Raw genomic sequence first — 26,767 nt, forward strand, 5'->3', positions numbered from 1 at the left:
CACGCCTCCGGGGTACACGGACCGCGGCATCAGTTCTTCCGCCGCCGCTTCGACACCGCGAGCAGACCCACGACACCCACCGCGAGCAACACCGCCGGAATCACCCGCTCCAGACGCGGGGCGCCGTCCCCGGACACAAACTGCGCCTTCACGTCCGACACCGTCCGGTTCACCGCGACAAAAGCCCGCCCGGCCGTCCGGTCCACGGCCTCGGCGGCCTTGGCCTTCGCATCACCCATGATCGTCTTCGGGTGCACCCGCACCCCGATCTCATCGAGCACCACCGCAAGCTGCTCACGCCTGCTGATGATGTCCGCCTCGATCTGCGCAGGGGTCCTGGCATCCGACACTGCGCCGCCTCCGTGGTCCTCGTCCGGTACACCTTCATCGACAGTCTGTCAGCTCGGCCGCCCACGCACCCGGCGGCACCCCTATTACGCTCGGTCCCGTACACCCCACGTACCACCTGAGGAGAACCATGAGCGAGCGACTCCAGCCCGGCGACACCGCCCCCGCCTTCACCCTCCCCGACGCCGACGGCAACGACATCTCGCTCGCCGACCACAAGGGCCGCAAGGTCATCGTCTACTTCTACCCGGCCGCCCTCACCCCCGGCTGCACCAAGCAGGCCTGCGACTTCACCGACAACCTGGACCTGCTCACCGGCGCCGGATACGACGTCATCGGCGTCTCCCCCGACAAGCCCGAGAAGCTCGCCAAGTTCCGCGAGAAGGAAGACCTCAAGGTCACCCTGGTCGGCGACCCCTCCAAGGAAACCCTTGAGGCATACGGCGCCTTCGGCGAGAAGAAGCTCTACGGCAAAACGGTGACGGGCGTCATCCGCTCCACGATCGTCGTGGACGAAGAGGGCAAGGTCGAACGAGCCCTCTACAACGTCAAGGCCACCGGCCACGTAGCCAAGATCATCAAGGACCTCGGGATCTGAGACCCGAGCCCGCCCCGGGCCGACCCGTATGACCGGAAGCATGTGAGCGACATCCCATTCGGCCCTCAATCGGGTTTGCAACCGCCATGACCGCGCAGAAGCCTTTCCTGGAACATCCACCCGAGGAAAGGACCCGGCCATGGCGGCCTCCGACCCCCAACAGGCGGCCGATCCGGAAGCGGTCAAGCGCCACCCCACCCTCTTCCGCGCCATCCGGCAACGGCGAAATCCGAGGCTGCGCCGGACGGACATCACCGTCACCGACGACCGGGCGGTCAAGCGGGCAGTCAAGGCGGCATCGCTCGGGAACGCCATGGAGTGGTTCGACTTCGGGATCTACTCCTATCTCGCCGTCACCCTGGGCCATGTCTTCTTCCCGTCCGGGAACGACACCACCCAGCTCCTCTCCTCCTTCGCCACCTTCGCCGTCGCCTTCCTCGTACGGCCCCTCGGCGGAATGTTCTTCGGCCCCATGGGCGACAGGATCGGCCGCAAGAAGGTCCTCGCCCTCACCATGATCATGATGGCGGTCGGCACCTTCGCGATCGGAGTCATCCCGTCCCACGACTCCATCGGCCTCTGGGCCCCCGCCCTGCTGATCTTCTTCCGCCTGGTCCAGGGCTTCTCCACCGGCGGCGAGTACGGCGGCGCCTCCACCTTCATCGCCGAGTACGCCCCCGACAAACGTCGCGGCTACTTCGGCAGCTTCCTCGAATTCGGCACACTGGCCGGCTACGTCGGCGCCGCCGGACTCGTCACCGCACTGACCGCGATCCTCGACCCCGGCCAGATGGACGCCTGGGGCTGGCGCATACCGTTCCTCGTCGCGGGCCCCCTCGGCCTGGTCGGCCTCTACCTGCGACTGCGCCTCGACGAAACCCCCGCCTTCCAGAAACTGGAGGGCGGCACCGCCCAGGCCACGGAGGCCGCCGACGGTATCGAGACCACCGCCAAGGGCGACCTCGCCAAGATCTTCCGGCAGTACTGGCCGACGCTGATCCTCTGCATCTGCCTGGTCGGCGCGTACAACATCACCGACTACATGCTGCTGTCGTACATGCCGACCTACCTCTCCGACGAACTCGGCTACAGCGAGACCCACGGCCTGCTCATCCTGCTCGCCGTCATGGCCTTCCTGATGCTGATCATCAGTCAGGTCGGCAAGCTCTCCGACCGCTTCGGCCGCAAGCCGCTCCTGATGACCGGCATGCTCGGCTTCTTCTTCCTCTCCCTCCCCGCCTTCCTCCTCATCCGCCAGGGCGGCATCCCCGCCATCACGACCGGCATGCTGATGCTGGGCCTCTCCCTTGTCTGCATGCTCGGCACCATGTCCGCAGCCCTCCCGGCCCTCTTCCCCACCCAGGTCCGCTACGGCTCCCTCTCGGTGGGCTACAACCTCTCGGCCTCCCTCTTCGGCGGTACGACCCCGCTGGTGATCACGGCCCTGATCAGCTGGAGCGGCACCAACCTGATGCCGGCCTACTACGCGATGGCGGCGGCCCTGGTCGGCGTGATCGCCGTGGCCTGCATGAAGGAGACCGCCCAGAAGCCCCTGGCCGGCTCCCCGCCGTCGGTGGAGACGCATGAGGAGGCGGCAGAACTGGCCGCGGCCCAGACACCGGATCCGAGGTTCTGACCCCGGGACTCCGCCCCCCAATGGAATGGCTCGCACCGCTTCAACCTCGGCAGAAGCGGTGCGAGCCATTCCACATTTTGTCGGATATCGGACGTGACTTACCGATAAACGGTTCGTTGTTCCGTACGAGGTCGCGAACATGTGGTCGGATACGGAGGGGACCATGCCGGTAAGCCCATACACGCGCGAGCGCCTGGAGCAGGCTGTCTCGTCATCGAGAACGCTGTCCGAGGCGCTGACGAAGCTCGGGGTCGATCCGAAGAGTTCAACACGGCGATACATCACCGATCGCATGAGGAAAATGGGCATAGCCACCGGACACTTCGAGCGCGAGGGCACGCGCTGGACAAGGGAAGTCCTGGAGCCTGTGATCGCTTCCTCGACAAACATGTGCCAGGTACTGCGGAGCCTTGGCCTTGAATTGGTGGGTGGTCATCACGCTCACATCAGCCGCCGAGTGAAAGCTCTCGGCATCGACACATCGCACTTTGCGCAGCCCCGCAGGAGGGGGGAAACAAGACGCCGTCGCCCCGAGGAACTTCTGATCGACCAGGATCCATCCAATGCGCGCCGGATACCGGGAGACCGACTCAAGCGCGCCATGACTGCCATCGGCACCGAGGAGCGCTGTGCGATGTGCGGCGCAGAGCCGACCTGGCGGGGCCTACCGCTCCCGCTTGAGGTCGATCACATCGACGGCAACTGGCGGAACAATCAACCCCGGAATCTACGTCTGCTCTGCCCTAACTGCCACTCGACGACAGATACTTACCGGGGTCGCGGTAAAGGACGTCATAACTCGGCGGCAGGTACGACGCAGTGAGCACCGGCATCCGATACACACGCGAACGGCTGGCTGAAGCAGCCGAGAAATGCGACGACATCGACGAAGTCATCGCTTTCCTGGGCACACGTCCTTACGGACATCTCCGCCGTTATCTCTTCAAGCGCTTCGAACACTTCGGCATCGACGTCTCACACCTCCGCAGCCGCGTCTACCGCAGAACCGGGCCACGTCCCTCCAAAGCGGAGCTCAGCGAAGCCGTCGCCGCGTCCGTTTCCATCGCGGGCACGCTCCGGCTAGTGGGGCGGCTCAACACCACGAGCGAGCGGAACCATCTGCGGCGTTGGATCGCCGAGGACGGTCTCACCACTGCACATTTTCTGGGCCAGGGGCATCAGCGAGGGCGAGCTGGCCCCACCCCGCTGAAGACCGCCAAGCATGTGCTGCTCAAGCACGATGGCGAGCGCCGCACGAAGACCGTCCTACTCCGTCGCGCTCTGCTGGAGATCGGCGCCCCGGAGGAATGCGCCGAGTGCGGAACCGGCGCCGTGTGGCAGGGCAAGCCGATGACGCTGGAAATCGATCACATCAATGGCGACTGGCGCGATGACCGTCAGGAGAACCTCCGTCTGCTCTGCCCGAACTGTCATGCTGTCACCGCAACTTGGTGTAGAGGTGGCAACCTGCGCCGTGACGACTGACACTGGCAACAGGGGTCTTCCTCGTACCCGCCACCGTCAGCCCACAGAGGGAAGTAAGCTGGGCGCTGCTGCGCGCCCGTACGCCATCTGGTTGAGCGGCGATCTTTAGGTGGTCGTGTATGTCGGTTCGAATCCGACCGGGCGCACCGAACACAGAGATGCCTGTCTCCTCCCGGGAGGAGACAGGCATCTCTGTGTCACCCCACCAGCTCCCGCACCACCGGTACCAGCGCCCGGAACGCCTTCCCGCGGTGGCTGATCGCGTTCTTCTCCGCCGGGGTCAGCTCCGCGCAAGTGCGGGTCTCGCCGTCCGGCTGGAGGATCGGGTCGTAGCCGAAGCCGTTCGTGCCGGACGGGGTGTGGCGCAGGGTGCCCAGCAGGCGGCCCTCGACCACGCGTTCCGTGCCGTCCGGGAGGGCCAGGGCTGCCGCGCAGGCGAAGTGGGCCCGGCGGTGGGGGTCGTCGATGTCGGAGAGCTGGGCCAGGAGCAGGTCCAGGTTGGCCCGGTCGTCGCCGTGGGTGCCGGCCCAGCGGGCGGAGAAGATGCCGGGGGCGCCGCCGAGTACGTCCACGCAGAGGCCGGAGTCGTCGGCGATGGCGGGGTGGCCGGTGGCCTTCGCGAGGGCGTGGGCCTTGAGGAGGGCGTTCTCGGCGAAGGTGACGCCGGTTTCCTTGACGTCGGGGATGTGCGGGTACGCGTCCGCGCCGACGAGCTCGTGGTCGAGGCCTGCGTCGGCGAGGATCGCGTGGAGTTCGGTGATCTTCCCGGCGTTGCGGGTGGCAAGGATGAGGCGGGTCATGTCACCCAGTATCGGGGGTGGTCAGGGGGTGCAGACCTTGCCGATTTCCTTGGCGGCGTCGGTGACCGGGGTGATGTCGGGGGTGGCGTCGCCCTTGTCGATGGAGTCGCGGACGTTGCCGACGCCGGACTGGAGGTCGTCGACGGCCTTGCTGAGGTCGGCGTTGTCGGTCTTGTCGCCGAGGTTGCCGAGCTCCTTCTCGATGTCGTCGAGGGCTTCGGATGCCTGGGTGGGGTCGTTCGAGGCGTTGGAGACGGCCTGTTGGAGGTTGTCGACGCTGGTGGCGATGGCGTCTGCGGTGCGGACGCAGTCGAGTGCCTTGTCGACGGCTCCGCAGCCGGCTGTCGCGGTGAGCGCGAGGGCGGTCAGGGTCAGCGCGACGGTGATGTGGCGGTGGCGGGTGGCCTTGGCCATGGTGCGGTTCCTCCCCAGGTACGGATACGCGGACGGGCGCACGGTTCGACCCGTGCGCCCGTGTTCGTAACGACGCGTTGTGGTGCGTACTTGGTTGCTTCTTTACTCGCCGAGGGTGCGGGCGAGGGCCTCGTTCTGGAAGGCGGTGAGGTCTGTGCAGCCGGCGGTGGCGAGGTCGAGGAGGGCGCCCAGTTCCTTGCGGTCGAAGGGGGTGGCCTCGGCGGTGCCCTGGACTTCGACGAAGCGGCCGTCGCCCGTGCAGACGACGTTCATGTCGGTCTCGGCGCGGACGTCCTCCTCGTAGCAGAGGTCGAGGAGGGGGGCGCCGTCGACGATGCCGACGCTGATCGCGGAGACGGTGTCGGTCAGCGGCTTGCGGCCGTGCTTGATGAGCTTCTTGCGCTGGGCCCAGGTGACGGCGTCGGCGAGGGCGACGTAGGCGCCGGTGATGGCGGCGGTGCGGGTGCCGCCGTCGGCCTGGAGGACGTCGCAGTCGAGGACGATGGTGTTCTCGCCGAGGGCCTTGTAGTCGACGACGGCGCGCAGGGAGCGGCCGATGAGCCGGCTGATCTCGTGGGTGCGGCCGCCGATCTTGCCGCGTACGGATTCGCGGTCGCCGCGGGTGTTGGTGGAGCGGGGCAGCATGGAGTATTCGGCGGTGACCCAGCCTTCGCCGCTGCCCTTGCGCCAGCGGGGGACGCCTTCGGTGACGGAGGCGGTGCAGAAGACCTTGGTGTCGCCGAAGGAGATGAGTACGGAGCCTTCGGCGTGCTTGCTCCATCCGCGTTCGATGGTGACGGGGCGGAGCTGTTCGGGGGTGCGGCCGTCGATACGAGACATGGCGTCGACTTTATCGGGTGCGGGGGTGGCGGCCGTTCGGGTGCGGCGCAGGCCCCGTCCGGGGGGTGGGCGGGGCCTGCGGAGTGCTGAGCGGGTTCGGCTCAGCGGGGGTTCGCCGGGGGTTCAGCGGAGGGTTCGGCGGCTGGTCACATCATGTCTTCGATGTCGGCGGCGATGGGGTCGGCGTCGGTGCCGATGACGACCTGGATCGCGGTTCCCATCTTGACGACACCGTGGGCTCCGGCGGCCTTGAGCGCGGCTTCGTCGACCTTGCTGGGGTCGTGGACCTCGGTGCGGAGGCGCGTGATGCAGCCTTCGATCTCGTCGATGTTCTCGATACCGCCGAGCCCGGCGACGATCTTCTCAGCCTTGCTGGCCATGGCCTTCTCCCTGGTTGTTCACATGCATGCGACGGCCCACCATGGGTCCGTTTCGTCACCGTAACGCACGTTTGGCCCAGCTTCGCGAGCGAGTAACTGGACCGTCCTCAATGATGACGATCACCGGCGCCCTGTCTTCCAGGCGGGTTACGCACCGTACCTCAACTGGTCTACACCAGTCTGCAACGACCGCCGACCGCGCCTTGTTCCGGGAGGATGCCGATGAGCTCGAGCAGCGCCGCAGTGCCGCAGAAGGCGTGGTGGAACGGCCTCTTCCAGGGCCTCCAGAAGATGGGACGCAGCCTCCAGCTCCCGATCGCCGTCCTGCCGGCGGCAGGCATTCTCAACCGGCTGGGCCAGCCGGACGTATTCGGCGACGAGGGCCTGGGCTGGGGCAATGTCGCCAAGGTGTTCGCGGCCGCGGGTGGCGCGCTGCTCGACTCGGGGCTCGGCCTTCCGCTGCTGTTCTGCATCGGTGTCGCCATCGGCATGGCGAAGAAGTCGGACGGTTCGACCGCGCTCGCCGCGGTGACCGGCTTCCTCGTCTATTACGCGGTGCTGCATGCCTTCCCGGTGGACTGCGCACCCGGTTCGACGTTCACCTCGGGCGGTACCTGGTTCGGCACTTGTGTCAGCGGTGATGCCAAGGTCACGGCCGCGGCGTATCAGAACCCCGGAGTGTTCGGCGGCATCGTGATGGGTCTGCTGTCCGCCTGGTTCTGGCAGCGTTACCACCGGGTCAAGCTGGTGGACTGGCTGGGCTTCTTCAACGGCCGCCGGCTCGTCCCGATCATCATGGCGTTCGTCGGCCTCTGCTTCGCGGCGCTGTGCGCATGGCTCTGGCAGCCGATCGGCGACGGTCTGACCAGCTTCTCCAAGTGGCTGGTGGACCTGGACTGGGTGGGCTCCGGCATCTTCGGTATCGCCAACCGTGCGTTGCTGGTCATCGGCCTCCACCAGTTCCTGAACACCTTCGTCTGGTTCCAGTTCGGCGACTTCACCAAGCCGGACGGCACGGTCGTGCACGGTGACATCAACCGGTTCCTGGCGGGTGACCCGACGGCCGGTCAGTTCACCTCGGGCTTCTTCCCGATCATGATGTTCGCCCTCCCGGCGGCGGCGCTGGCGATCTACCACTGCGCCAAACCACATCGCCGCAAGGCGGTCGGCGGCATGATGCTCTCGGTCGGCCTGACGTCGTTCGTGACGGGGATCACCGAGCCGATCGAGTACTCGTTCCTCTTCGTCGCACCGCTGCTGTACGTGATCCACGCGGTGCTCACCGGTGTCTCGATGGCGGTGACATGGGCGATCGGGGTCAAGGACGGCTTCAGCTTCTCCGCGGGTCTGATCGACTACGTCATCAACTGGAGCCTGGCGACCAAACCATGGCTGATCATTCCGATCGGCCTGGTCTTCGCCGTCGCGTACTACGTGATCTTCCGGTTCGCGATCACCAAATTCAATCTCCAGACTCCGGGCCGGGAGCCCGACGAGCTGGAGGAGGAGATCGAGAGGAACCTCACTAAGTAGCACTTCAGCCGGGTCTGCCGACCCGGCTGAGGCAGGCCCTCGGACCCTGTGGTCCGGGGGCCTTCGTCATGTCACCGAGCGTGGGTGATAGCTCATGCGAAGTAGTCGGAAATTGCAGGTTCCTTATCCAGCCCACACCGTGCTAAAACTGGTCTACACCACTGAGTGGTCCAGACCGCGTGCGTTCTGCCGCGTTTCTCGAGTCGCCGCCTCCCCCCTTCAACGACCTGGGCGGCGCCTTGTCCAATGGAGGAATTGATGTCCACGGCAGACACCGCACCTGCGGTCACCAAGAAGAAGGGCGCCGGCGTGATGGCGGTCATGCAGCGCATCGGCCGCAGCCTCATGCTGCCGGTCGCAGTGCTGCCCGCGGCCGCGCTGCTGGTGCGTCTCGGCAACGCCGACATGCTCGGCCGCGACTCGTTCCCGACCTTCATCACGAAGCTCGCCGGCTACATGTCCGCGGGCGGCGGAGCCATTCTCGACAACATGGCGCTGCTGTTCGCCGTGGGTATCGCGATCGGTTTCGCCAAGAAGTCGGACGGCTCGACGGCCCTCGCCGCGGTCACCGGCTACCTGGTCTTCCAGAAGGTGCTCGCCACCTTCACCGACAGCAACCTGCCCCAGGTCGCGAGCGTCGTGGACGGCAAGATCGTCATGAATGACGCGCCGGTCAACGCCGGTGTGCTCGGCGGTGTCGTGATCGGCATAGTCGTGGCCCTGCTCTACCAGAAGTTCTACCGGACGAAGCTGCCCGACTGGGCGGGCTTCTTCAGCGGCCGTCGCCTCGTCCCGATCCTGTCGGCCTTCGCGGGCCTGATCATCGGCATCATCTTCGGTCTGATCTGGCCGGTCCTCGGCAGCGTCCTGCACAACTTCGGTGAGTGGCTGGTCAACTCCGGCGCCGTCGGCGCGGGCATCTTCGGTGTCGCCAACCGTGCGCTGATCCCGGTCGGCATGCACCACCTGCTGAACTCGTTCCCGTGGTTCCAGGCGGGCGACTACAACGGCGCCCACGGCGACATCGCCCGGTTCCTGGCCGGTGACCCGCAGGCCGGACAGTTCATGACCGGCTTCTTCCCGATCATGATGTTCGCCCTCCCGGCGGCCTGCCTCGCGATCGTCCACTGCGCCCGCCCCGAGCGCCGCAAGGTCGTCGGCGGCATGATGTTCTCCCTCGCGCTCACCTCGTTCGTCACCGGTGTGACCGAGCCGATCGAGTTCACGTTCATGTTCATCGCCCCGGCGCTGTACGCGATCCACGCGGTGCTCACGGGTGTGTCCATGGCTCTGACCTGGGCGCTCGGCATAAAGGATGGCTTCGGCTTCTCGGCCGGCCTGGTCGACTTCGGCCTGAACCTCGGCATCGCGAGCAAGCCATGGCTGCTGGTGCTGGTCGGTCTCTGCTTCGCGGTCATCTACTACGTGGTCTTCCGCTTCGCGATCACCAAGTTCAATCTGCCGACCCCGGGCCGCGAGTCCGACGAGGAGCTTGCCGAGCTCCTCAAGGCCGAGGCGAAGTAGCTTTCACCCCGGCGCACGACAAAGCCCTCACCTTCCCCGCGGGAGGTGGGGGCTTCGTCGTGCACCAGGTGTGCGGGACGGCTAGATCTCGTAGACCGCGCCCGGTGCCGCCACCTCCACCGGCCCGCCGTAGAGCAGGCGGGCATCGGCCAGGTTGCGGTCGGCGTCGGTCCACGGCGGGATGTGGGTGAGGACGAGCTGTCCCACTCCGGCGCGGGCGGCGATGTCGCCCGCCTCGCGGCCGTTGAGGTGGAGGTCCGGGATGTCCTCCTTGCCATGGACGAACGATGCTTCGCAGAGGAACAGATCGACGCCCTCGGCAAGTTCGTCCAGGGCCTCGCAGGCCCCCGTGTCGCCGGAGTACGTGAGCGAGCGGCCGCCGTGCTCGATCCGGATGGCGTAGGAGTCGACCGGGTGGCAGACCTTCTCCGTACGGACCGAGAAGGGGCCGATCTCGAACGATCCCGGCTTCAGCGTGTGGAAGTCGAAGACCTCGCTCATCGCCCGCTCGGACGGGGTGTCGCCGTGGGCGGTGGTCAGCCGCTGCTCGGTGCCGTCGGGGCCGTAGACCGGGAGGGGGGCGGGGCGGCCCCCGTCGTGCCGGTAGTAGCGGACGACGAAGTACGCGCACATGTCGATGCAGTGATCGACATGGAGGTGGCTGAGGAAGATTGCGTCGAGGTCATAGAGACCGACATGGCGCTGCAGCTCGCCGAGGGCGCCGTTGCCCATGTCGAGGAGCAGCCTGAAGCCGTCGGCCTCTACGAGGTAGCTCGAACACGCTGATCCCGCGGACGGGAACGAGCCGGAGCAGCCGACGACGGTGAGCTTCATGGAGCGTGAACCTCCGAGACGTGGGAACGGGGAGGGTTCGTACGGTCTGTTGAGCGGTTTGTCGAGCGTAAGGCGCGAAACAGCCGGTCGCTCCTCCACGGCCGTCCGTTGTGGGGGAACTCACCTGCTCTGTCACCGGTTCGATGGAAGAGGCGGGGACGCCGGTACGGTCGGGACATGGACATGTCCTGGTGGTGGATCGCGTTTGCCGTTGTCGTGCTGCTCGCGCTCGTAGCGGCGGTCGCCGATGGACGGGGGCGGGGCGGCCGACGGCCGGGGGGCCGTTCCGGCAGGTCGGCGGGTACGCGCTCCGGTGGGCGTCCGGGCGGGCGGACGCGTCCGCCGGCGGGCCCGGGGCGTGGGCCGGGGCCGGAGCACAGGCCGCGGCCGGGTGAGATCTGGTGGGCCGAGGTGCCGTACGAGGACGGGCCCGGGGCGAAGGACCGGCCCTGCCTGGTGCTGTCGGTACGGGGTGGCTCGGCGCTCGTCGCGAAGATCACCAGCAAGTATCACGAGGAGCGGCCCGGGGTGATCGCGCTGCCCGCGGGGACGGTGCGGGATGCGCAGGGGCGGGAGAGCTTCCTGGAGACGGATGAGTTGCGGGAGGTTGCCGTGCGGGGGTTCCGGCGGCGGGTGGGGGTGGTGGATCCGGGGGTGTGGGAGCGGGTGCGGGGGCTGGGGTGAGGTGGGGCGCGTGACCGTGGGGCGCGTGGCCGTCAGGCGCCTGCGGCGGGCTGTCCCCTTCCCGCCCCTTCCCGTAACCGGGGCGCTGCCCCGGGCCCCGGTCCTCAAAACGCCGGACGGGCTGGGGGGTGCACGCGGGGCTCCGCCCCGGCCCCGGTCCTCAAACGCCGGACAGGCCGGGGTGCACACGGGCTCCGCCCCGGACCCCCGCTCCTCAAACGCCGGAGGGGCTGAAAGATGCCCTCAAACGCCGGGCGGGCTGAATTTTCCGGCCCGTCCGGCGGTTCAGGATGTGGCTACGCCCAGAGCTGGCCGTGCAGCGCTTCGATGGCCGCTTCCGTCGTCGGGGCCGTATAGACGCCCGTCGACAGGTACTTCCAGCCGCCGTCCGCGACCACGAAGACGATGTCGGCCGACTCCCCCGCCTTGACGGCCTTGTTTCCCACTCCGATCGCGGCGTGCAGCGCGGCGCCGGTGGAGACGCCCGCGAAGATGCCCTCCTGCTGGAGGAGTTCGCGGGTGCGGGTGACGGCGTCCGCCGAGCCGACGGAGAAGCGGGTGGTGAGGACCGAGGCGTCGTAGAGCTCGGGGACGAAGCCCTCGTCGAGGTTGCGGAGCCCGTAGACCAGGTCGTCGTAGCGCGGCTCGGCGGCGACGATCTTGATGTCGGGCTTGTGCTCGCGCAGGTAGCGGCCGACGCCCATGAGCGTGCCGGTGGTGCCGAGGCCCGCCACGAAGTGGGTGACGGACGGGAGGTCGGTGAGGATCTCCGGGCCGGTGGTGGCGTAGTGGGCGCCCGCGTTGTCCGGGTTGCCGTACTGGTAGAGCATGACCCAGTCGGGGTGCTCGGCGGCCAGCTCCTTGGCGACGCGCACGGCCGTGTTGGAGCCGCCCGCCGCCGGGGAGGAGATGATCTCGGCGCCCCACATGGCGAGCAGGTCGCGCCGCTCCTGGGAGGTGTTCTCCGGCATGACGCACACGATGCGGTAGCCCTTGAGCCTGGCCGCCATGGCGAGCGAGATGCCGGTGTTGCCGCTGGTGGGTTCCAGGATGGTGCAGCCTGGGGTCAACCGGCCGTCCTTCTCGGCCTGTTCGACCATGTGGAGCGCCGGGCGGTCCTTGATCGAGCCGGTGGGGTTGCGGTCCTCCAGCTTGGCCCAGATGCGGACGTCGTCCGACGGTGACAGCCGCGGCAGGCGGACGAGCGGGGTGTTGCCCACCGCAGCGAGCGGGCTGTCGTACCGCATCAGTTCATGCCGCCGGCGACGGCCGGGAGGATGGTGACGTTGTCGCCGTCGCTGAGCTTGGTGGAGATGCCGTCGAGGAAGCGGACGTCCTCGTCGTTGAGGTAGACGTTCACGAAGCGGCGGAGTACGTCGCCGTCGACGATGCGCTCACGGATGCCGTTGTGGCGGCTGTCCAGGTCCGTGAAGAGGTCGGCGAGAGTCTCTCCGTTGCCCTCGACGGCCTTGGCGCCGTCGGTGTAGGTGCGGAGGATGGTCGGGATGCGGACCTCGATGGCCATGGCGTGGGCTCCTGTCGAAAACGGAGAGGTGGCGTGGGGCGCGCGGCTCTGCCCCCGCGCAGGGGTTGGTGCGTTACGCATGGGTTGCTCGCGCCGCGAGCCCGGCTCAGGCCCTGCGGCCGGCGGGCAGGCGGCTCGTACAGATCGCGCTGGAGAGCCTGCACAGGTCGACGTGCAGCCGCGCGACGAGCAGTGTGCCCGGCGTCCTGTCGCTCACGTCATGGGGAACCATGCGGTCATCGTATCGATTCCCGGTCCATGAACCAGAATGTGATCTCACCTGATGGATGGTCCGTGTTCGACAGGTGGACGAGGCCGTGGCGGGCCCGGCCCCGTCCGGCCGGCGGAGTGGCCGGGGCCGGGCGGTGCGAGGAGGTCAGGCGGCCTCGTACGCCTCGACGACCTCGACGTCCTCCTCGGTGATCTCGCCATCCACGATCCGGTAGGAGCGGAACTGGAAGGGGCCCGCGTCGTCGGTGTCCGCGGTGGAGACGAGGACGTAGTGGGCGCCGGGTTCATTGGCATACGTGATGTCGGTGCGGGAGGGGTAGGCCTCGGTCGCGGTGTGGGAGTGGTAGACGATCACCGGCTCCTCGTCGCGGTCGTCCATCTCTCGGTAGAGCTTGAGGAGGTCGCCCGAGTCGAACTCGTAGAAGGTGGGCGAGCGGGCGGCGTTGAGCATGGGGATGAACCGTTCGGCGCGGTCGGTTCCGGCCGGTCCCGCGACCACGCCGCACGCCTCGTCGGGGTGGTCGGCGCGGGAGTGCGCGACGATCTGGTCGTAGAGCGCCTGGGTGATGGTCAGCATGGCGCCAGGATAGGCATGCGGGCCCCCGCGTACCGAGGTGTGGTACGCGGGGGCCCGCATCGTGGACGCGACCGTTGGGGCGGCCGGTCGTCCGGGGATGGTTCGGGGGCGGCTCGGGGCCGTCCGGCAGTGGGCTCAGTTCTTCGCGAAGGCCTTGTTCTCGGGGTTACGGGCCTTGAGCACCAGGTACGAGACGCCGAGGATGGCCGCCCAGAGCGGGGCGCAGTACAGCGAGACCCTGGCGTCCTTGTCGACGCCCATCATCACGATGACCATGCCGATGAAGGCCAGCGCGAAGACGCTGGTGTACGGGGCGCCGGGGGCCCGGAAGGTGGACTGCGGGAGCACGCCGCGGTCTGCGAGGCCGCGGTAGCGGATCTGGCAGACGAGGATCATGATCCAGGCCCACATGCCGGAGATGGTGGCGAAGGAGACGACGTAGGTGAAGGCGTCGCCGGGCCACTGGTAGTTGATCCAGACGCCGACGAGCATCAGGGCGGCGGAGAAGGTGGTGCCGACGAGCGGGGTGCCGCTCTTCGTCAGCTTGGTGAAGAACTTCGGGCCCTGTCCGTTGAGCGCGAGGTCGCGCAGCATGCGGCCGGTGGAGTACATGCCGGAGTTGCAGGAGGAGAGCGCCGCGGTCAGCACGACGAAGTTGACGATGCCCGCTCCGACACCGAGGCCCATCTTCTGGAAAGCGGCGACGAACGGCGAGATGCCGGGCTGGAACTCGGTCCAGGGGACGACCGAGAGGATCATGATGAGGGCGCCGACGTAGAAGACGGCGATGCGCCACGGCACGGTGTTGATGGCCTTGGGCAGGACGGTCTTCGGGTCCTTGGACTCGCCCGCGGTGACGCCGACGAGTTCCACGGCGAGGAAGGCGAACATCACGATCTGCAGGGTCATGAGCGTGCCGCTGATGCCGTGCGGGAAGAAGCCGCCGTCGGCCCAGAGGTGGGTGACGGACGCGGTGTCCCCGGCGTCGGAGAAGCCGAGGGTGAGAATTCCGGCGCAGATGAGGATCATGCCGACGATGGCGGTCACCTTGACCATCGAGAACCAGAATTCGAGTTCCCCGAAAAGCTTTACGGAGATCAGGTTCACGCCGTACAGGATGATCGTGAAGATCAGTGCCGACACCCATTGAGGAATGTCGAACCAGAACGTCATGTACTGGGCGGCCGCGGTGACTTCGGTGATTCCGGTGACGACCCAGAACAGCCAGTAGGTCCAGCCGGTGACAAAGCCGGCGAAGGGGCCGATGAATTCGCGGGCGTACTCCGAGAAGGAGCCCGACACCGGGCGGTACATGAGGAGTTCACCCAGGGCCCGCATGATGAAGAAGATCACCAGGCCCGCGATGGCATAGGCCAGGATGAGGCTGGGTCCGGCCTTGGCTATCGCCTTTCCCGCACCGAGGAAAAGGCCGGTGCCGATGGCCCCGCCGATGGCGATCATCTGGATCTGGCGGGCACCGAGGGCCCGCTGGTAGCCCTCGCCCGCCGTGCCGGCATCCGCGACCGCTGTGGCCTGCGAGCCGTCCTGTCCCTTGTCGACCTGCGCCGATGTCATGTGCTGCGCCTTTCTCCACGCCGATCCGCGCCGTTGAGGCTGCGGATCAGGTCCTGATCCCCCCGGATATGGATGGAGTGCCGCCGGCGGTCGCCGGCCTGTAGCGCCCTCGGGAACAAGGGTGGCGTCCCCGAGCGGTCGTGAAGATTTATCACGGGCATACGGGTGATTCGTCGGACACGATGTGGCGCACACCATAGGAAAAAGCGGACAAGGGTTTCCAGTCGCCGCAAAAGAGACCGTTCAGGTGACGGGATCGTTATTCGGATTTGAGCGTCCGTTGAGCGAACGCGGTGCGCGAGTGATCGGGAAGCCCCTATTCGGGAACGTGCGGCAACTACGGCATCAGGGTTTCCACGAGGGTTTCCTGGAGCGCACCGAGCCAGAGATAGGCCATGACCATCGGCTTGCGCGGATCGCTGTCGGGAAGCCGGTAGAGCGAGCCGGCCTCGCCCCCGTCGTCGTCGGACACCTCAAGGCGGGTGCCGATGGTCAGCCGGAGGTCATTGAGCGCGCCGAGCCAGTTACGGCATTCGTCGCCGGTGAGCTCCAGCACGGCGCCGCCGTCCCCGGAAATGGAGAGGGCGTCCAGGGTGCGTACGACAGTGAGGGCGTCGTCGCGCTTGCGGGTGCGCAGATCGTTCTCGGTGAAGCGGCGGAACTCGGCGGAAGCGGCGCGCAGTTCGCTGTCCTCGTCGCCGTACGCCTCGGGGAAGAGGCGGGCCAGGGCCGGGTCGGTGGGCGGTTCACTGGGCCCCTCGGCGAAGAGGGCGGCGAGCGGGTCCTCGCCCTCGGCGGGTTCGTCGCCGGGGCCGATCAGTTCCAGCAGCTGGACAGCGAGGGAGCGCAGGATCGCGATCTCCACCTCGTCGAGCGCGACGGCCGCGCCGCCGCCGGGGGTGGCCTCGAAGTGGCCGGCCATGGGTTCTCTCCGATGGTGGGTCGGGCGGGGCAGAGGGCGATCGGTCTAGTTGCGGTCCTGCGTGAGGGTGGCCCACAGCCCGTAGCCGTGCATGGCCTGGACGTCGCGTTCCATCTCCTCGCGGCTGCCGCTGGAGACGACGGCGCGGCCCTTCTGGTGGACGTCCAGCATCAGCTTGTGGGCCTTGTCCTTGGAGTAGCCGAAGTAGGCCTGGAAGACATAGGCCACATAGCTCATGAGGTTGACCGGGTCGTTGTGAACCAGCGTCACCCAGGGGACGTCGGGCTCGGGGACGACGAGGTTCTCCTCGGCCGATTCGGGACGCTCGATCTCTGTGGGGGCGACGCTCACCACCCCATGCTGCCACCCGGGAGGGGTCATCGCACAAACGACCCGAGATCTCGTCACTCTGACGAAATAGGGGTAGCATCCGGAACATGAACTCTGCGGACCTTGGGCGACGGGTCGGTGTGCCGTCGACCGCGCTCTTCACCGACCAGTACGAGCTCACGATGGTGCAGGCCGCGCTGAAGGCCGGCACGGCCGACCGGCGCTCGGTCTTCGAGGCGTTCACCCGCCGGCTGCCGGAGGGGCGGCGCTACGGCGTCGTCGCGGGCATCGGACGGGTGCTGGACGCGGTGGAGAACTTCCACTTCGACGACGAGATGCTCACCTTCCTGCGCGAACAGAACGTCGTCGACGGGCCCACGCTCGCCTGGCTGGCCGACTACCGCTTCAGCGGTGACATCTGGGGCTACCCGGAGGGCGAGGTGTACTTCCCCGGCTCGCCGATCCTGCGGGTCGAGGGCTCCTTCGCCGAGTGCGTGCTGCTGGAGACGGTGATCCTGTCGATCCTCAACCACGACTCGGCGATAGCCGCGGCGGCGTCGCGGATGTCCGCCGCGGCGGGCGGGCGCGGGCTGATCGAGATGGGTGCACGACGCACCCATGAGCTGTCGGCGGTGGCGTCGGCGCGTGCCGCGTACATCGGCGGCTTCGACACCACATCCGACCTCGCCGCGGGCTTCCGCTACAACATCCCGACTGTCGGGACGAGCGCCCATGCCTTCACGCTGCTCCACGACACCGAACGCGACGCGTTCCGGGCCCAGGTCGACTCGCTGGGCCGGGGCACGACGCTGCTGGTCGACACGTACGACGTCGCCGAGGCGGTCCGTACGGCGGTCGAGGTCGCCGGGACCGAACTGGGCGCGGTACGGATCGACTCCGGGGACCTGCTGCTGGTCGCGCACCGGGTCCGGCAGCAGCTGGACGAGCTGGGCGCCACCGGGACGAAGATCGTGGTGACGTCGGATCTGGACGAGTACGCGATCGCATCGCTGGCCGCGGCGCCGGTCGACGCGTACGGGGTGGGCACGCAGCTGGTGACCGGCAGCGGGCAGCCCACCTGCTCGATGGTCTACAAGCTGGTCGCCCGCGCCGGGTCCGCCGACCCCGCGGAGCCGCTGCGTCCGGTCGCCAAGAAGTCGCTCGGCGCGAAGTCGTCGATGGGCGGTCGCAAGTGGGCCGCGCGCCGGCTGAACGAGGACGGGGTGGCCGAGGCGGAGGTGATCGGCACCGGCCCCGTACCGGCCGGGCTGGCCGACCGGCAGCTGTTGGCCGAGCTGGTCAGGGGCGGTGAGGTGATCGCCCGCGAGCCGTTGGACGCGGCACGTGAGCGGCACATGGCGGCGCGGGCGGGGCTGCCGATGTCGGCGATGCAGTTGTCGCGCGGGGAGCCGGTGATTCCCACGGAGTACGTGTGAGGGGGTGGGCGAGGGGAAGGTGACGGGGGTCGTCCGGTGACCGCTTTGTCCTCAATCTCCGGACAGGCTTCTTTACGTCCCCTCCCTAAGCCGCTCCGGAGTCTCTAGGCTCGAATGCGGCCCCCCCATGACCGCCGACCGTCCCCCACCGTCCCCCATCGAAGGACACCCGCCATGCACCGCGCCTTGATCGTCGTGGACGTTCAGAACGACTTCTGCGAGGGCGGCAGCCTCGCCGTGGCGGGGGGCTCCGATGTCGCCGCCGCCATCACCGACCTGATCGGCGAGGCCCAGGCCGGGTACCGCCATGTGGTGGCCACCCGTGACCACCACGTCGACCCGGGCAACCACTTCTCCGCGCAGCCGGACTTCGAGCACTCCTGGCCCGCGCACTGTGTCGCCGGTACGGAAGGGGTGGGCTTCCACCCCAATTTCGCCCCTGCGGTCGCCTCGGGGGCGATCGACGCGGTGTTCGACAAGGGTGCCTACGCCGCGGCGTACAGCGGCTTCGAGGGCCTCGACGAGAACGGTGTGGGGCTGGCCGACTGGCTGCATGACCGCGGGGTCACCGAGGTCGACGTGGTCGGCATCGCGACCGACCACTGCGTGCGGGCGACGGCGCTGGACGCGGTCCGGTCGGGCTTCACGACGCATGTGCTGCTCGACCTGACCGCGGGGGTCGCCGAGGAGACCACGGAGCGGACGCTCGAGGAGCTCCGCAGGGCGGGCGTGAAGCTTTCCGGCAAGCCCGTGGTGTAGCCGGGCGGGAGACGGGCGTAAGCCGCGGCTCACGCCCGTCGCCGGCACCGGCGCCGCCTCCGTGCCTCAGGCCGGGTGGCTGGCCGGTACGGCCGGAACCGCCGGACGGAGCAGCGCCCGGATCGGGTGCCAGAGTTCCTGGGCCTGCTGCGGTCTCGCTCGCCAGAGCACCCCGTCCGGGTGGTGCAGCACGGCGGTGATCTCGTCCGGGGTGGGCGGCTCGGCGTTGCCGCGGAGGTAGACGGCGCGCAGGCCCAGATTGCGCAGCCGGGTCAGCGCGCGGGCCCGGTTGGCCGCGTGCACCAGGACCCGGACCGGGGCACCAGGACCCGTTCCGTCCGTCGGACCGGTCAGGGTGATGGCCACCACCACACTGCCGTTCGGCAACTTGCTGAACCCTCCGCCTGCCATGCTCCGCGCTCCCCCGTGAGACGTCGTGTCAATAAGGATCTGAACAAGACGCACCTAAACACGATCGGCCGCCGCCCGCTAGAGGGCGACGGCCGATCAAGCTCTGACCTGCGGTGATGCGGGGTTACTTGTGCGAGGCCCCGACCTTGACGATCATCGTCGAGCCGTCGCGCGGCTCGCTGACGATCGTGATCCGGGTGTTCGTGTCAGCGACCTGAACACTTCCGGTCTCGTTTTCCTTGTACCAGTAGGTGCCCTTGTGGTCGTCGAAGACCGGGATGCCGACCTGCGGCTTGATCTTCAGCGCCACGTCGGCGTTGTGCAGCGTGAAGCCATCGGTCGCGTACCGGCTGAAGGGCGCGTCGAAGGGCTGGATCTTGTTGCGGATGACCGTGCCGTCCGCCCACTTCAGCGGCTTGGCGTGCGCGTCGACCGGCAGGATCAGGCCCTTGCCCGGGTGGGCCGAGACGTTGTTGTCCTTCTGGGAGGTGTCCCAGAGCCAGATGAGCAGACCGTTCTGGTACGGGTAGTGCTCGACCCAGTCCGGACGGGTCTTGGAGAAGCCGAAGTTGTACGGGCCGACCTTGAGGGTCTGGTCGTAGCTGACGTACTGGCGGTTCTCCGCGAGGTAGAACTGCGGGTATTCCTTGGTGAACGACTCGCCGACGCGGGAGAAGCCCTTGGCGGTCCAGCCGTTGTCGTCGCCCTCGGCGTTGTCCGTGAAGAGCGCGGCACCGTCGGCGTTGACCGAGATGGTGTCGGCCGCGAAGCCGACGCCGCCCGCGCCGCCGTCGGTGGCGTAACGGAAGCGGATGTCGATCTTCTTGCCCGCGTAGGCGTCCAGCGGGTAGGAGAGGGTCTGGTACTTGCCGGAGACGTCGGTCAGGGCCGGCTTGTCACTGGCGTCACGCGGGATCGCCTTGCCGTCGGCCGTGCCGTCGATCGCGGTCCAGCTGGTGCCGCCGTTCTCCGATACCTCGGCGTAGAGGTAGTCGTAGTCCTTCTCGATGTCCCACCAGCCCGAAAGGTCCAGGGATGCCTTGGACTTGCCGGTCAGGTCGACCGGGCGGGACAGGGTGTTGTTCAGGTTGTCACCCATGTCGCTCCACCACTGCTTGGAGCCCTCGGCGGGCTTCGTGACAGCGGTGGTGACGGGCTTGTCGGGCAGCGAGACGACGAGCGCCTGCTTGTCCTTGGTGTTGTACTCGGACACGCCCAGCTTGTGGGTGGAGTTCGTCGCGGCCTTGGCCTCGGCGTAGTTGAGCCAGCCCAGCTGGAACTTGTCCCAGGCGGTCATGTCGCCGGGCAGGTCACCGATCGAGTTCTTGCCGGTGCCGAGCCAGGAACCGGCCGACATCAGGGACCAGAAACCGACCGAGTTCTCAGCGGTGTTGGTGGTGTCGTACAGGTCGGGCAGGCCCAGGTCGTGGCCGTACTCGTGGGCGAAGACACCCAGGCCGCCGTTCTCGGGCTGCGCGGTGTAGTCGCCGACCCAAATGCCGGTGTCACCGATCTCGGTGCCGCCGGCCTTGTTGTCGGCCGGGCCGGTCGCACCGGCGTTGGTGCCGTACGCGTACCAGCGGTGCGCCCAGATGGCGTTCGGGCCCTCGACGCCGCCGCCCGCGGACTCGTCCTCACCGGCGTGGACGATCTGGAAGTGGTCGATGTAGCCGTCGGGCTCGTTGAAGTTGCCGTCGTTGTCGTGGTCGTAACGGTCCCACTGGTCGTACTTGGCGAGATCCGTCTTGATCTGCTCGGGGGTACGGCCCTTGGCCTTCTGGTCGGCGGCCCAGGCGTTCACGCCGTCCTTGATCATGTCCCAGGCGTTGGCGCAGTTGGTCGAGCCGCAGTAGTTGGACCCGTAACGGGCCTCGTTGTACGGCACCTTGACCCAGTCGGAGACCTCGCCGTCGACCGAGTAGCGTCCGGAGGACGTCTTCTCGTAGTACGTCTTCAGCGAGTTCTTGCCGGCGCCCGTACCGAAGTAGAGCTCCTGGAAGTGCGCCTGGTTGTAGTCGGCCTGCCAGGCGGTGCTGTTGTCCTTCTTGGGGTCCGGCTTGGCTATCTTGTTGTGCGCCGGGCCGGGCGTGCCGCCGTACTTCGGAACGGCCGGCTTGGGGCCGTCGCCGTCCGGGTCGAACATGGTCGTGTTGTCGACCTGGTCGCCGAACTCCACCAGGACCGTGAAGATCTTGTCGGTCTTCTCGCGGCCGAGCTCGACATACTTCTTGTCGTCGAGCTTGACGACCTTGGAGCCGTTACGCGTCGACACCTTCTTGTCGCCCGCCATGACCTGCTCCAGGGCGGCCTGACGCTGGGCGTCCTGCTGCTTGCTGAAGGGGCCCTGCAGGTCGTGCGCGTTACCCTTGGCCGAACCCGGGTCGCGGCGCTCGACTACGGGCGCCTTCGCCCCCGAGGTGTGGTCATCTGCCTGAGCAGTGGCGAAAGCCGACGCCGTGGCGGCAGTGGCGGCCATGGCCACGACAACCGCTGCGGCGCGAAGCGCCCGTCTATTAGTGGTCACTTGATGCAGTCCTCCCCGGCGTCCGCGGCGGCGGCCTGATGTGGTGTGGAAGGGCCGCGCGCGGATACGCGTCACAAGTGACGACATTCGACCGGAGTTACGCGAGAAAAGACAGACCTTGACTTGAACAGGCCAAGTGCACTATGCAGGAGCACATTTCCGTTATCCGAACGTTCACCATGCAGGCAACCGGCGCGTCACGGCCCGCTGTTGGAGAGCGGAATGACTCCGTGCGCCCCCCGTGCACCGGTACCGTGGGTTAGGTGATGCTTACTACCGGTTCCTCTCGGGCATCCACCGTCGTAGAGTCGCTCGACAGTGCGACCGCGTTGAGAGACTGCCCATCCGATGCCCCGAGGACGGATACCGACATGCCGCGTATCACTGCCGCACAGCTCTCCTACGGTTCGGTCACCGTCGTCTTCTCGACCCTCGCCATGCTGCTGCTCTCCCGTACGGGTTCGGGCCTCGGCATCGCCGTCATCGGGACCGCGGCGCTTGCGCTCGGCCTTCTGGTGGCCGTGACCGTACCCCACCCGTCCCGGGCGAAAACAGCGAAGTCGGCGAAGGCCGGGGCCGCAGTTCGTACGAACCAGGATGCGGTCTCCGCCGCCGTCGAGGCCGAGGGCCTCGCCCTCGACGGGGTCCAGGCCTCGATCCCGGCGGCCCGCACAGCCGAACAGCTCGCCGCAGCGCGTGTGGACGAGCTCCTGGGCGAGCATTCCCTGCGGAGCTGACGCATACGGCCTCGGTCTCCGTACAGGCTCGAATACCGAGCCTGTACGGAGACCGAGGCCGCAGGGCGTGAAAGAGGCCTCAGCCGGTCTGGACGACCACCGTCTTCGCCGCCTTGTCCTGGAGTCCCTGCCGGTACGGCTTGTCCGTGAACATGAGCACGATGTTGATCAGCCACCACAGGCACGGGCAGCACAGCAGCGCCGGCAGCCACAGCACCACGGCCCGCAGGAACGACGCACCGGTGTCCGGCACCCGGCCGTCGTTCAGCATCGCCACCCGCAGCTTCAGCAGCCGCTTGCCGATGGTCCGGCCGTCCTTGTGTGTGAAGTACGTGTCGTACGCGACGTAGATCACCAGACCGATCAGCGACCAGAGCAGCTGGTGCCCGCTGTACGTCTGGCTGAAGACATCGCTGACGTCGCTGTTGCTGTTGTTGTCGTTCATCTCGACCGCGCCGCCCCACGGCAACGAGATCAGATACAGCGGGATCGAGATGATCAGGAAGTCGATCAGCCGAGCCAGAATCCGCTTGCCGGGCTCGGCGAGCGGCGGCATACCGGCCAGCGGATCCACGCCCCCGTACGGGCCACCGCCGCCGTAGGGACCGGGATCATACGGCGGCGGAGGAGGCGGAGCGCTGTCGTAGGGCGAACCCGACGACGGCCCCTGAGGCCCCTGCGGTCCCTGCGGCTCCTGAGGCCCCTGCGGTTCCTGCGGCTTCTTGAGGAACGGGTCGTCCTCGGGCGGCTGACCGGACGTCGGCTGATCGTTGCTCATGGGGGCAGTGCACCCCGGCCCACGGGCGCCCGCAACGGCTCAGGTGCGTTCGGGGGAACAGCACATCTCCCGACGGCCCCTCCCCCGATGGGCCGTCAGCCGGAGGAGTGGGCTCCGCGGGCCTTCGCGCAGAGTCAGTCCGCGACGAAGGTGTGCGCCACCTTGTCGTGCCAGCACTGGCGCCACGGCCGGTCGAACAGACACCAGAGCACATTGACCACCCCGACCACCAGGACGCCCAGCACGCCGTAGACCAGCCAGCGGCGCAGTGCGGCGCCGAAGGCCGGGGCCTCGTGGGACTCGATGTCCCGCACTTCGAGTCCGCAGAGCTTCTTGCCGAGCGTACGGCCCCACTTGGCGGTCGGCAGCGCCTCCAGCAGGACGCCGAGCACGAGAAACGCGCCGAGCACCCCACCGAACAGTCCGGCCGTGGTGGAGTCCACCAGCCAGACGGTGACCGTCTCACCGGACAGCTTCGCCGCGCTGATCTTCTCGTCGATGTGGTCCATCGCCCGCGAGACGAGCGGGAAGCCGATCGCGCCGGCGAGCGCGACCAGCACCACCGTGTCGACCAGCCGGGCGGCGAACCGCTTGCCGAGTCCGGCGGGCCTGGCCGATGCCTGGGCCTGCGCGAGCTGCTGGAAGGGGTCGTTGACCGGGGGCTTCCAGGGCACGACGGGCTGGTCCGGCTGCCCACCGTGCGCACCGAGCTGCGGGTGAGGCTGCCCCTGGAACGGGAGGTGGGGCTGGGGGTGCTGGGGTTGGGGTTGCTGGGGCTGCGGCTGCGGGCGGGCCGTCTGGTCGGGCTGGTGGACCTGCTGCGCCCAGGAGGCGGCACCGCCGCCGGGGCCCGGGGTGAGAGGACTGTTGAGCTCGGCGGCGGCCGGGGCGGGGGGCTGGTTCCGGGCCGGGGCGGGGGGCTGCGCAGGGGTCTGCGCGCCTGTCCCGGTCCCTGCCCCGGGGACGATCGCGCGGATCGCCATCGTCCCGTCCGCGGGCTCCTGTTGCGTCGTCCGGGGAGCGGGCGGGCGGCCGCCCCCGCCCACGGCGCGGATCGCGACCGTACCGTCGACCGGCGGTCCCCCCGCGTCACCGCCGCCGGGGCGGCCCGGGCGGTCGACCCGGATCGCGACGGTGTTCTCGGGGGCCCGGCTGCGGCCGTCGCGCATGCCCGGCAGCGCACCGCCCGTCGGGTCCGGGGAGGCGGGCCGACGCGGGTCCGCGGGAGCACGGTCCACGGGTTCCCGGACCGCGGGGGCCCGATCGGCCGGGACTTGGCCGGCGGGGGCCCGGTCCGCAGGAACACGGTCGGCCGGGGCACGGTCCGCAGGCGTACGCGGATCCCGGCCGGACTCCGGCCCCGAGCCGGACCCCGCCCCGGACTCCGGCCCCGACGGCCGGCCCGGCTCGCCCTGCCGGCCCGGCTCGCCCTGTCCGCCGGGCTGCCCGGCGCCGCCCCAGGAGACCCGCCGGTCGCGTTCGCCGCCGAAACCGGTCTGCCGGGAGGCGTCGGCCTGCCAGGCGGTGGCCGGTTCGGGGCCGTTGTCCGTGTACGACTCCTCGTCGAGGAAGACCGGACCGGTCTCGTCCACCGGCGCGGGCGCCGGGGCCGACGGCTGCGGTTCGGCCGCCGCTTCGGATGGCATCGCGGGCATCGACTCGCCCTGCTGAGGGGCGGGCCGGCTCGTGCCGGGCACCCACGATGCGCCGTTCCAGTACCGGACATATCCGGGAATGGACGGGTCGGGGTAGTACCCCTCGTGGGGGCTTTCGTCACCGGGTGCCGGGGTTGGGGCGCTCATCACCGTGGTCCCGTATCTCTTCGAGGCCTCAATACAACGGGTCCACATCTATCAGACGCCCGCGTACCCCTGGGCCAGTCCAGGGGTTTGGGCCACTTTCCGGTCACGCGGAAATTTTTTCCGGAAGTCGCGTAATAGATGGCGGGGAGGGCGCTCTCTCCCTGTGCGGACCGGTCGCGGGACCGGCCCACAGGCACCGAAAGGACGCACGCATGCACACCGTCGTGGAACGCGAGCTGGAGCTCAAACTGGTTCTGTCGCCCGAGCGCAGCATCCCCGTCCCTGCCCGGCTGACGTACCGCACGGAGGACCCGTACGCCGTGCACATCACCTTCCATATCGGCTCCGACTTCCCCGTCTACTGGACGTTCGCCCGCGATCTGCTGGTCGAGGGCGTGTTCCGGCCGTGCGGCCACGGGGACGTGCGGATCTGGCCGACCAAGGTCGACCGGCGCAACGTCATCTTCGTGGCACTGACTTCGCCCGACGGCGACGCCCTGCTGGAGGTGCCGTCCGCCACGGTGGCCGCCTGGGTGGAGCGGACTCTGCGGCTGGTTCCGCCGGGTACGGAGACCGAGCGGCTCGGCATCGAGGAAGGTCTCGCCGAGCTGCTCGCGCCGCTGCCGGCCGACGATCTGTGGCTGAGCGACCCGTGGGCGTCGGACGAGTGGCAGGACGGCGACGCGTGAGCGGGCGCGGTCCCGGCCGGCCGTCAGAACACCTTGCCCGGGTTGAGCAGCCCCAGCGGGTCGAACGCCTGCTTGATGCCCCGGTGCAGTTCGACGCTCACCTCGCCGAGCTCGCGCGCGAGCCACTCCTTCTTCAGGACGCCGACGCCGTGCTCGCCGGTGATCGTGCCGCCGAGTTCCAGGCCGAGCGCCATGATCTCGTCGAAGGATTCGCGGGCCCGCCGGGACTCGTCGGCGTCGGTGTGGTCGAAGCAGACGACGGGGTGGGTGTTGCCGTCGCCCGCGTGCGCGCAGACGCCGATGGTGAGGTCGTACTTCTCGGCGACGGCGGCGGTGCCTTCGAGCATCGCGCCGAGCTTCGAGCGCGGTACGCAGACGTCGTCGATCATCGTGGCCGGCTTGACGGTCTCCAGTGCGGTGAGCGACATCCGCCGGGCCTGGAGCAGCATTTCGGACTCGGCGGCGTCCTCTGCGGGGACCACCTCGGTGGCGCCGGCCGCGGTGCACAGCTCGGCGACGGCGGCCAGGTCGGCCGACGGGTCCGGGGTGTCGAAGGCGGCGAGCAGGAGCGCCTCGGTGGTGTCGGGGAGGCCCATGTTGGCCATCCTGTTGACGGCATGGACTGTTGTACGGTCCATCAGTTCGAGGAGTGACGGGGTGTGACCGCGCTCCATGATCCGGCAGACCGCATCGCAGGCGGTGGCCGCGCTCGGGAACTCGGCGGCCAGGACCAGCTGCTGCGGCGGCTGCGGCCTCAGCGCGAGCACGGCCTTGACGACGATGCCGAGGCTGCCCTCCGAGCCGACGAAGAGCCGGGTGAGGTCGTATCCGGCGACGCCCTTCGCGGTACGGCGGCCGGTGGTGAGCAGCCGCCCGTCGGCGAGGACGACCTCCAGGCCGAGTACGTATTCGGCGGTGACCCCGTACTTCACGCAGCACAGACCGCCGGACGCGGTGCCGATGTTGCCGCCGATGGTGCACATCTCCCAGCTGGAGGGGTCCGGCGGGTAGTAGAGGCCGTGCTCGTTGACCGCCCGGGAGAGCACCGCGTTGATGACGCCCGGCTCGACGACGGCGATCCGGTCGACCGGGTTGATCTCCAGGATCCGGTCCATCTTCACCAGGGACAGCACGATGCAGTCGTCGGAGGCGTTGGCCGCGCCCGACAAACCGGTGCGGGCTCCCTGCGGGACGACCGGGACGCGCAGGGCCGTGGCGGTGCGCATGATGTGCTGGACCTGCTCGACCGTGCGCGGGAGTACGACGACGGCCGGCGTGCCCGCATCGCAGAAGCTCGCCATGTCGTGGGCGTAGGAGGCCGTGACGTCAGGATCGGTGATCATGGCCTCGGCGGGCAGACCCGCACGCAGTTGTTCGAGAAGACCGTTCATGATC

General features: G+C 68.4%; 29 protein-coding genes and 1 tRNA gene. 12 read left to right on the forward strand and 18 right to left on the reverse strand.

Annotated elements, in window-relative coordinates; genetic code table 11:
- Positions 1-29: 29 nt before the first annotated feature.
- Positions 30-350, reverse strand: coding sequence for a DUF3618 domain-containing protein (locus tag ACGFU7_RS07770; RefSeq protein ID WP_393693349.1), 321 nt, complete (start codon positions 348-350; stop codon positions 30-32).
- Between the two features lie 128 nt (positions 351-478).
- Between ACGFU7_RS07770 and bcp the strand changes: the two genes are divergently transcribed.
- The 5 genes from bcp to ACGFU7_RS07795 all read left to right on the forward strand — a co-directional run bounded on the left by bcp (position 479) and on the right by ACGFU7_RS07795 (position 4,213).
- Positions 479-946 carry a thioredoxin-dependent thiol peroxidase gene (gene bcp, locus ACGFU7_RS07775; RefSeq protein WP_393693351.1) on the forward strand — a complete coding sequence of 156 codons (468 nt, stop codon included), beginning with the start codon at positions 479-481 and terminating at the stop codon, positions 944-946.
- Between the two features lie 139 nt (positions 947-1,085).
- Positions 1,086-2,582 (forward strand): glycine betaine/L-proline transporter ProP, encoded by a 1,497-nt coding sequence (gene proP / locus ACGFU7_RS07780; RefSeq protein WP_393693353.1) that lies wholly within the window; start codon positions 1,086-1,088, stop codon positions 2,580-2,582.
- A 163-nt stretch (positions 2,583-2,745) separates the two neighbouring features.
- Positions 2,746-3,405, forward strand: coding sequence for an HNH endonuclease (locus ACGFU7_RS07785; RefSeq protein WP_393693355.1), 660 nt, complete (start codon positions 2,746-2,748; stop codon positions 3,403-3,405).
- Positions 3,402-4,067 (forward strand): HNH endonuclease, encoded by a 666-nt coding sequence (locus ACGFU7_RS07790; protein ID WP_393693357.1) that lies wholly within the window; start codon positions 3,402-3,404, stop codon positions 4,065-4,067. Before ACGFU7_RS07785 ends, ACGFU7_RS07790 begins: the two co-directional genes overlap by 4 nt.
- 72 nt (positions 4,068-4,139) lie before the next feature.
- Positions 4,140-4,213 (forward strand) — tRNA-Leu (locus tag ACGFU7_RS07795).
- A gap of 51 nt (positions 4,214-4,264) precedes the next feature.
- Here ACGFU7_RS07795 and rdgB read toward each other — a convergent pair.
- The 4 genes from rdgB to ACGFU7_RS07815 form a co-directional block, all read right to left on the reverse strand.
- The gene (gene rdgB, locus ACGFU7_RS07800; RefSeq protein ID WP_393693359.1) at positions 4,265-4,867 is read right to left on the reverse strand and encodes an RdgB/HAM1 family non-canonical purine NTP pyrophosphatase; all 603 of its coding nucleotides are present in this window, start codon (positions 4,865-4,867) and stop codon (positions 4,265-4,267) included.
- A 21-nt stretch (positions 4,868-4,888) separates the two neighbouring features.
- On the reverse strand, positions 4,889-5,281 hold the full coding sequence (locus ACGFU7_RS07805) for a hypothetical protein (RefSeq protein ID WP_393693361.1): 393 nt from the start codon (positions 5,279-5,281) through the stop codon (positions 4,889-4,891).
- A gap of 102 nt (positions 5,282-5,383) precedes the next feature.
- Positions 5,384-6,121 (reverse strand): ribonuclease PH, encoded by a 738-nt coding sequence (rph, locus tag ACGFU7_RS07810; protein WP_393693362.1) that lies wholly within the window; start codon positions 6,119-6,121, stop codon positions 5,384-5,386.
- Between the two features lie 146 nt (positions 6,122-6,267).
- Complete coding sequence (locus ACGFU7_RS07815) at positions 6,268-6,501, reverse strand: glucose PTS transporter subunit EIIB (RefSeq protein ID WP_014156020.1); 234 nt, start codon at positions 6,499-6,501, stop codon at positions 6,268-6,270.
- Positions 6,502-6,723: 222 nt separating this feature from the next.
- Between ACGFU7_RS07815 and ACGFU7_RS07820 the strand changes: the two genes are divergently transcribed.
- On the forward strand, positions 6,724-8,034 hold the full coding sequence (locus ACGFU7_RS07820) for a PTS transporter subunit EIIC (protein ID WP_393693363.1): 1,311 nt from the start codon (positions 6,724-6,726) through the stop codon (positions 8,032-8,034).
- A gap of 258 nt (positions 8,035-8,292) precedes the next feature.
- The gene (locus ACGFU7_RS07825) at positions 8,293-9,558 is read left to right on the forward strand and encodes a PTS transporter subunit EIIC (RefSeq protein ID WP_393693364.1); all 1,266 of its coding nucleotides are present in this window, start codon (positions 8,293-8,295) and stop codon (positions 9,556-9,558) included.
- Between the two features lie 81 nt (positions 9,559-9,639).
- On the opposite strand, the gene ACGFU7_RS07830 is transcribed toward ACGFU7_RS07825, so the two are convergent.
- On the reverse strand, positions 9,640-10,392 hold the full coding sequence (locus tag ACGFU7_RS07830; RefSeq protein ID WP_393693366.1) for an MBL fold metallo-hydrolase: 753 nt from the start codon (positions 10,390-10,392) through the stop codon (positions 9,640-9,642).
- Between the two features lie 177 nt (positions 10,393-10,569).
- Here ACGFU7_RS07830 and ACGFU7_RS07835 point away from each other — a divergent pair, with 177 nt between their 5' ends.
- Entirely contained in the window at positions 10,570-11,076 is a 507-nt protein-coding gene (locus ACGFU7_RS07835; protein WP_393693368.1) for a type II toxin-antitoxin system PemK/MazF family toxin, read from the forward strand.
- Between the two features lie 296 nt (positions 11,077-11,372).
- Here the strand turns inward: ACGFU7_RS07835 and ACGFU7_RS07840 are convergent, their stop codons facing one another.
- From ACGFU7_RS07840 to clpS, 7 genes are all read right to left on the reverse strand, one after another.
- Positions 11,373-12,323 carry a PLP-dependent cysteine synthase family protein gene (locus tag ACGFU7_RS07840; RefSeq protein WP_393693369.1) on the reverse strand — a complete coding sequence of 317 codons (951 nt, stop codon included), beginning with the start codon at positions 12,321-12,323 and terminating at the stop codon, positions 11,373-11,375.
- Positions 12,323-12,601 (reverse strand): MoaD/ThiS family protein, encoded by a 279-nt coding sequence (locus tag ACGFU7_RS07845; protein WP_393693370.1) that lies wholly within the window; start codon positions 12,599-12,601, stop codon positions 12,323-12,325. The genes ACGFU7_RS07840 and ACGFU7_RS07845 overlap by 1 nt, the downstream gene beginning before the upstream one ends.
- Before the next feature lie 106 nt (positions 12,602-12,707).
- The gene (locus ACGFU7_RS07850; RefSeq protein WP_393693372.1) at positions 12,708-12,833 is read right to left on the reverse strand and encodes a putative leader peptide; all 126 of its coding nucleotides are present in this window, start codon (positions 12,831-12,833) and stop codon (positions 12,708-12,710) included.
- A gap of 144 nt (positions 12,834-12,977) precedes the next feature.
- The gene (locus ACGFU7_RS07855) at positions 12,978-13,409 is read right to left on the reverse strand and encodes a Mov34/MPN/PAD-1 family protein (RefSeq protein WP_393693374.1); all 432 of its coding nucleotides are present in this window, start codon (positions 13,407-13,409) and stop codon (positions 12,978-12,980) included.
- A gap of 135 nt (positions 13,410-13,544) precedes the next feature.
- The gene (locus tag ACGFU7_RS07860) at positions 13,545-14,984 is read right to left on the reverse strand and encodes an amino acid permease (RefSeq protein ID WP_393693376.1); all 1,440 of its coding nucleotides are present in this window, start codon (positions 14,982-14,984) and stop codon (positions 13,545-13,547) included.
- 337 nt (positions 14,985-15,321) lie between these two features.
- Entirely contained in the window at positions 15,322-15,906 is a 585-nt protein-coding gene (locus tag ACGFU7_RS07865; RefSeq protein WP_393693378.1) for a DUF2017 domain-containing protein, read from the reverse strand.
- Between the two features lie 45 nt (positions 15,907-15,951).
- Positions 15,952-16,287: an ATP-dependent Clp protease adapter ClpS gene (gene clpS, locus ACGFU7_RS07870; RefSeq protein ID WP_393693380.1), complete on the reverse strand. Its 336-nt coding sequence runs from the start codon at positions 16,285-16,287 to the stop codon at positions 15,952-15,954.
- A 56-nt stretch (positions 16,288-16,343) separates the two neighbouring features.
- Here clpS and ACGFU7_RS07875 point away from each other — a divergent pair, with 56 nt between their 5' ends.
- Together ACGFU7_RS07875 and ACGFU7_RS07880 are read left to right on the forward strand one after the other, a co-directional pair.
- Positions 16,344-17,672 (forward strand): nicotinate phosphoribosyltransferase, encoded by a 1,329-nt coding sequence (locus tag ACGFU7_RS07875; protein ID WP_393693382.1) that lies wholly within the window; start codon positions 16,344-16,346, stop codon positions 17,670-17,672.
- 174 nt (positions 17,673-17,846) lie between these two features.
- Positions 17,847-18,431, forward strand: coding sequence for an isochorismatase family protein (locus tag ACGFU7_RS07880; RefSeq protein ID WP_393693384.1), 585 nt, complete (start codon positions 17,847-17,849; stop codon positions 18,429-18,431).
- A gap of 66 nt (positions 18,432-18,497) precedes the next feature.
- Here ACGFU7_RS07880 and ACGFU7_RS07885 read toward each other — a convergent pair whose 3' ends face one another.
- Both ACGFU7_RS07885 and ACGFU7_RS07890 read right to left on the reverse strand, forming a co-directional pair.
- Complete coding sequence (locus ACGFU7_RS07885; RefSeq protein ID WP_393693386.1) at positions 18,498-18,842, reverse strand: hypothetical protein; 345 nt, start codon at positions 18,840-18,842, stop codon at positions 18,498-18,500.
- 124 nt (positions 18,843-18,966) lie between these two features.
- Positions 18,967-21,366, reverse strand: coding sequence for an immune inhibitor A domain-containing protein (locus ACGFU7_RS07890; protein ID WP_393693388.1), 2,400 nt, complete (start codon positions 21,364-21,366; stop codon positions 18,967-18,969).
- A 371-nt stretch (positions 21,367-21,737) separates the two neighbouring features.
- Here ACGFU7_RS07890 and ACGFU7_RS07895 point away from each other — a divergent pair, with 371 nt between their 5' ends.
- Complete coding sequence (locus ACGFU7_RS07895) at positions 21,738-22,103, forward strand: hypothetical protein (RefSeq protein WP_393693389.1); 366 nt, start codon at positions 21,738-21,740, stop codon at positions 22,101-22,103.
- A gap of 79 nt (positions 22,104-22,182) precedes the next feature.
- Here ACGFU7_RS07895 and ACGFU7_RS07900 read toward each other — a convergent pair whose 3' ends face one another.
- Both ACGFU7_RS07900 and ACGFU7_RS07905 read right to left on the reverse strand, forming a co-directional pair.
- Positions 22,183-22,881 carry an RDD family protein gene (locus tag ACGFU7_RS07900; RefSeq protein ID WP_393693391.1) on the reverse strand — a complete coding sequence of 233 codons (699 nt, stop codon included), beginning with the start codon at positions 22,879-22,881 and terminating at the stop codon, positions 22,183-22,185.
- A 134-nt stretch (positions 22,882-23,015) separates the two neighbouring features.
- Entirely contained in the window at positions 23,016-24,683 is a 1,668-nt protein-coding gene (locus ACGFU7_RS07905; protein ID WP_393693393.1) for an RDD family protein, read from the reverse strand.
- 212 nt (positions 24,684-24,895) lie between these two features.
- Between ACGFU7_RS07905 and ACGFU7_RS07910 the strand changes: the two genes are divergently transcribed.
- Positions 24,896-25,372 carry an SsgA family sporulation/cell division regulator gene (locus ACGFU7_RS07910; RefSeq protein WP_393693395.1) on the forward strand — a complete coding sequence of 159 codons (477 nt, stop codon included), beginning with the start codon at positions 24,896-24,898 and terminating at the stop codon, positions 25,370-25,372.
- A 23-nt stretch (positions 25,373-25,395) separates the two neighbouring features.
- Here the strand turns inward: ACGFU7_RS07910 and ACGFU7_RS07915 are convergent, their stop codons facing one another.
- A complete protein-coding gene (locus ACGFU7_RS07915) occupies positions 25,396-26,763 on the reverse strand; it encodes an FAD-binding oxidoreductase (RefSeq protein ID WP_393693397.1) in 1,368 nt (455 codons plus the stop codon).
- Between the last annotated feature and the right edge of the window lie 4 nt (positions 26,764-26,767).

The sequence above is a fragment of the Streptomyces sp. NPDC048473 genome, assembly GCF_043200155.1.
In the GTDB taxonomy this organism is placed as follows: Bacteria; Actinomycetota; Actinomycetes; order Streptomycetales; family Streptomycetaceae; genus Streptomyces.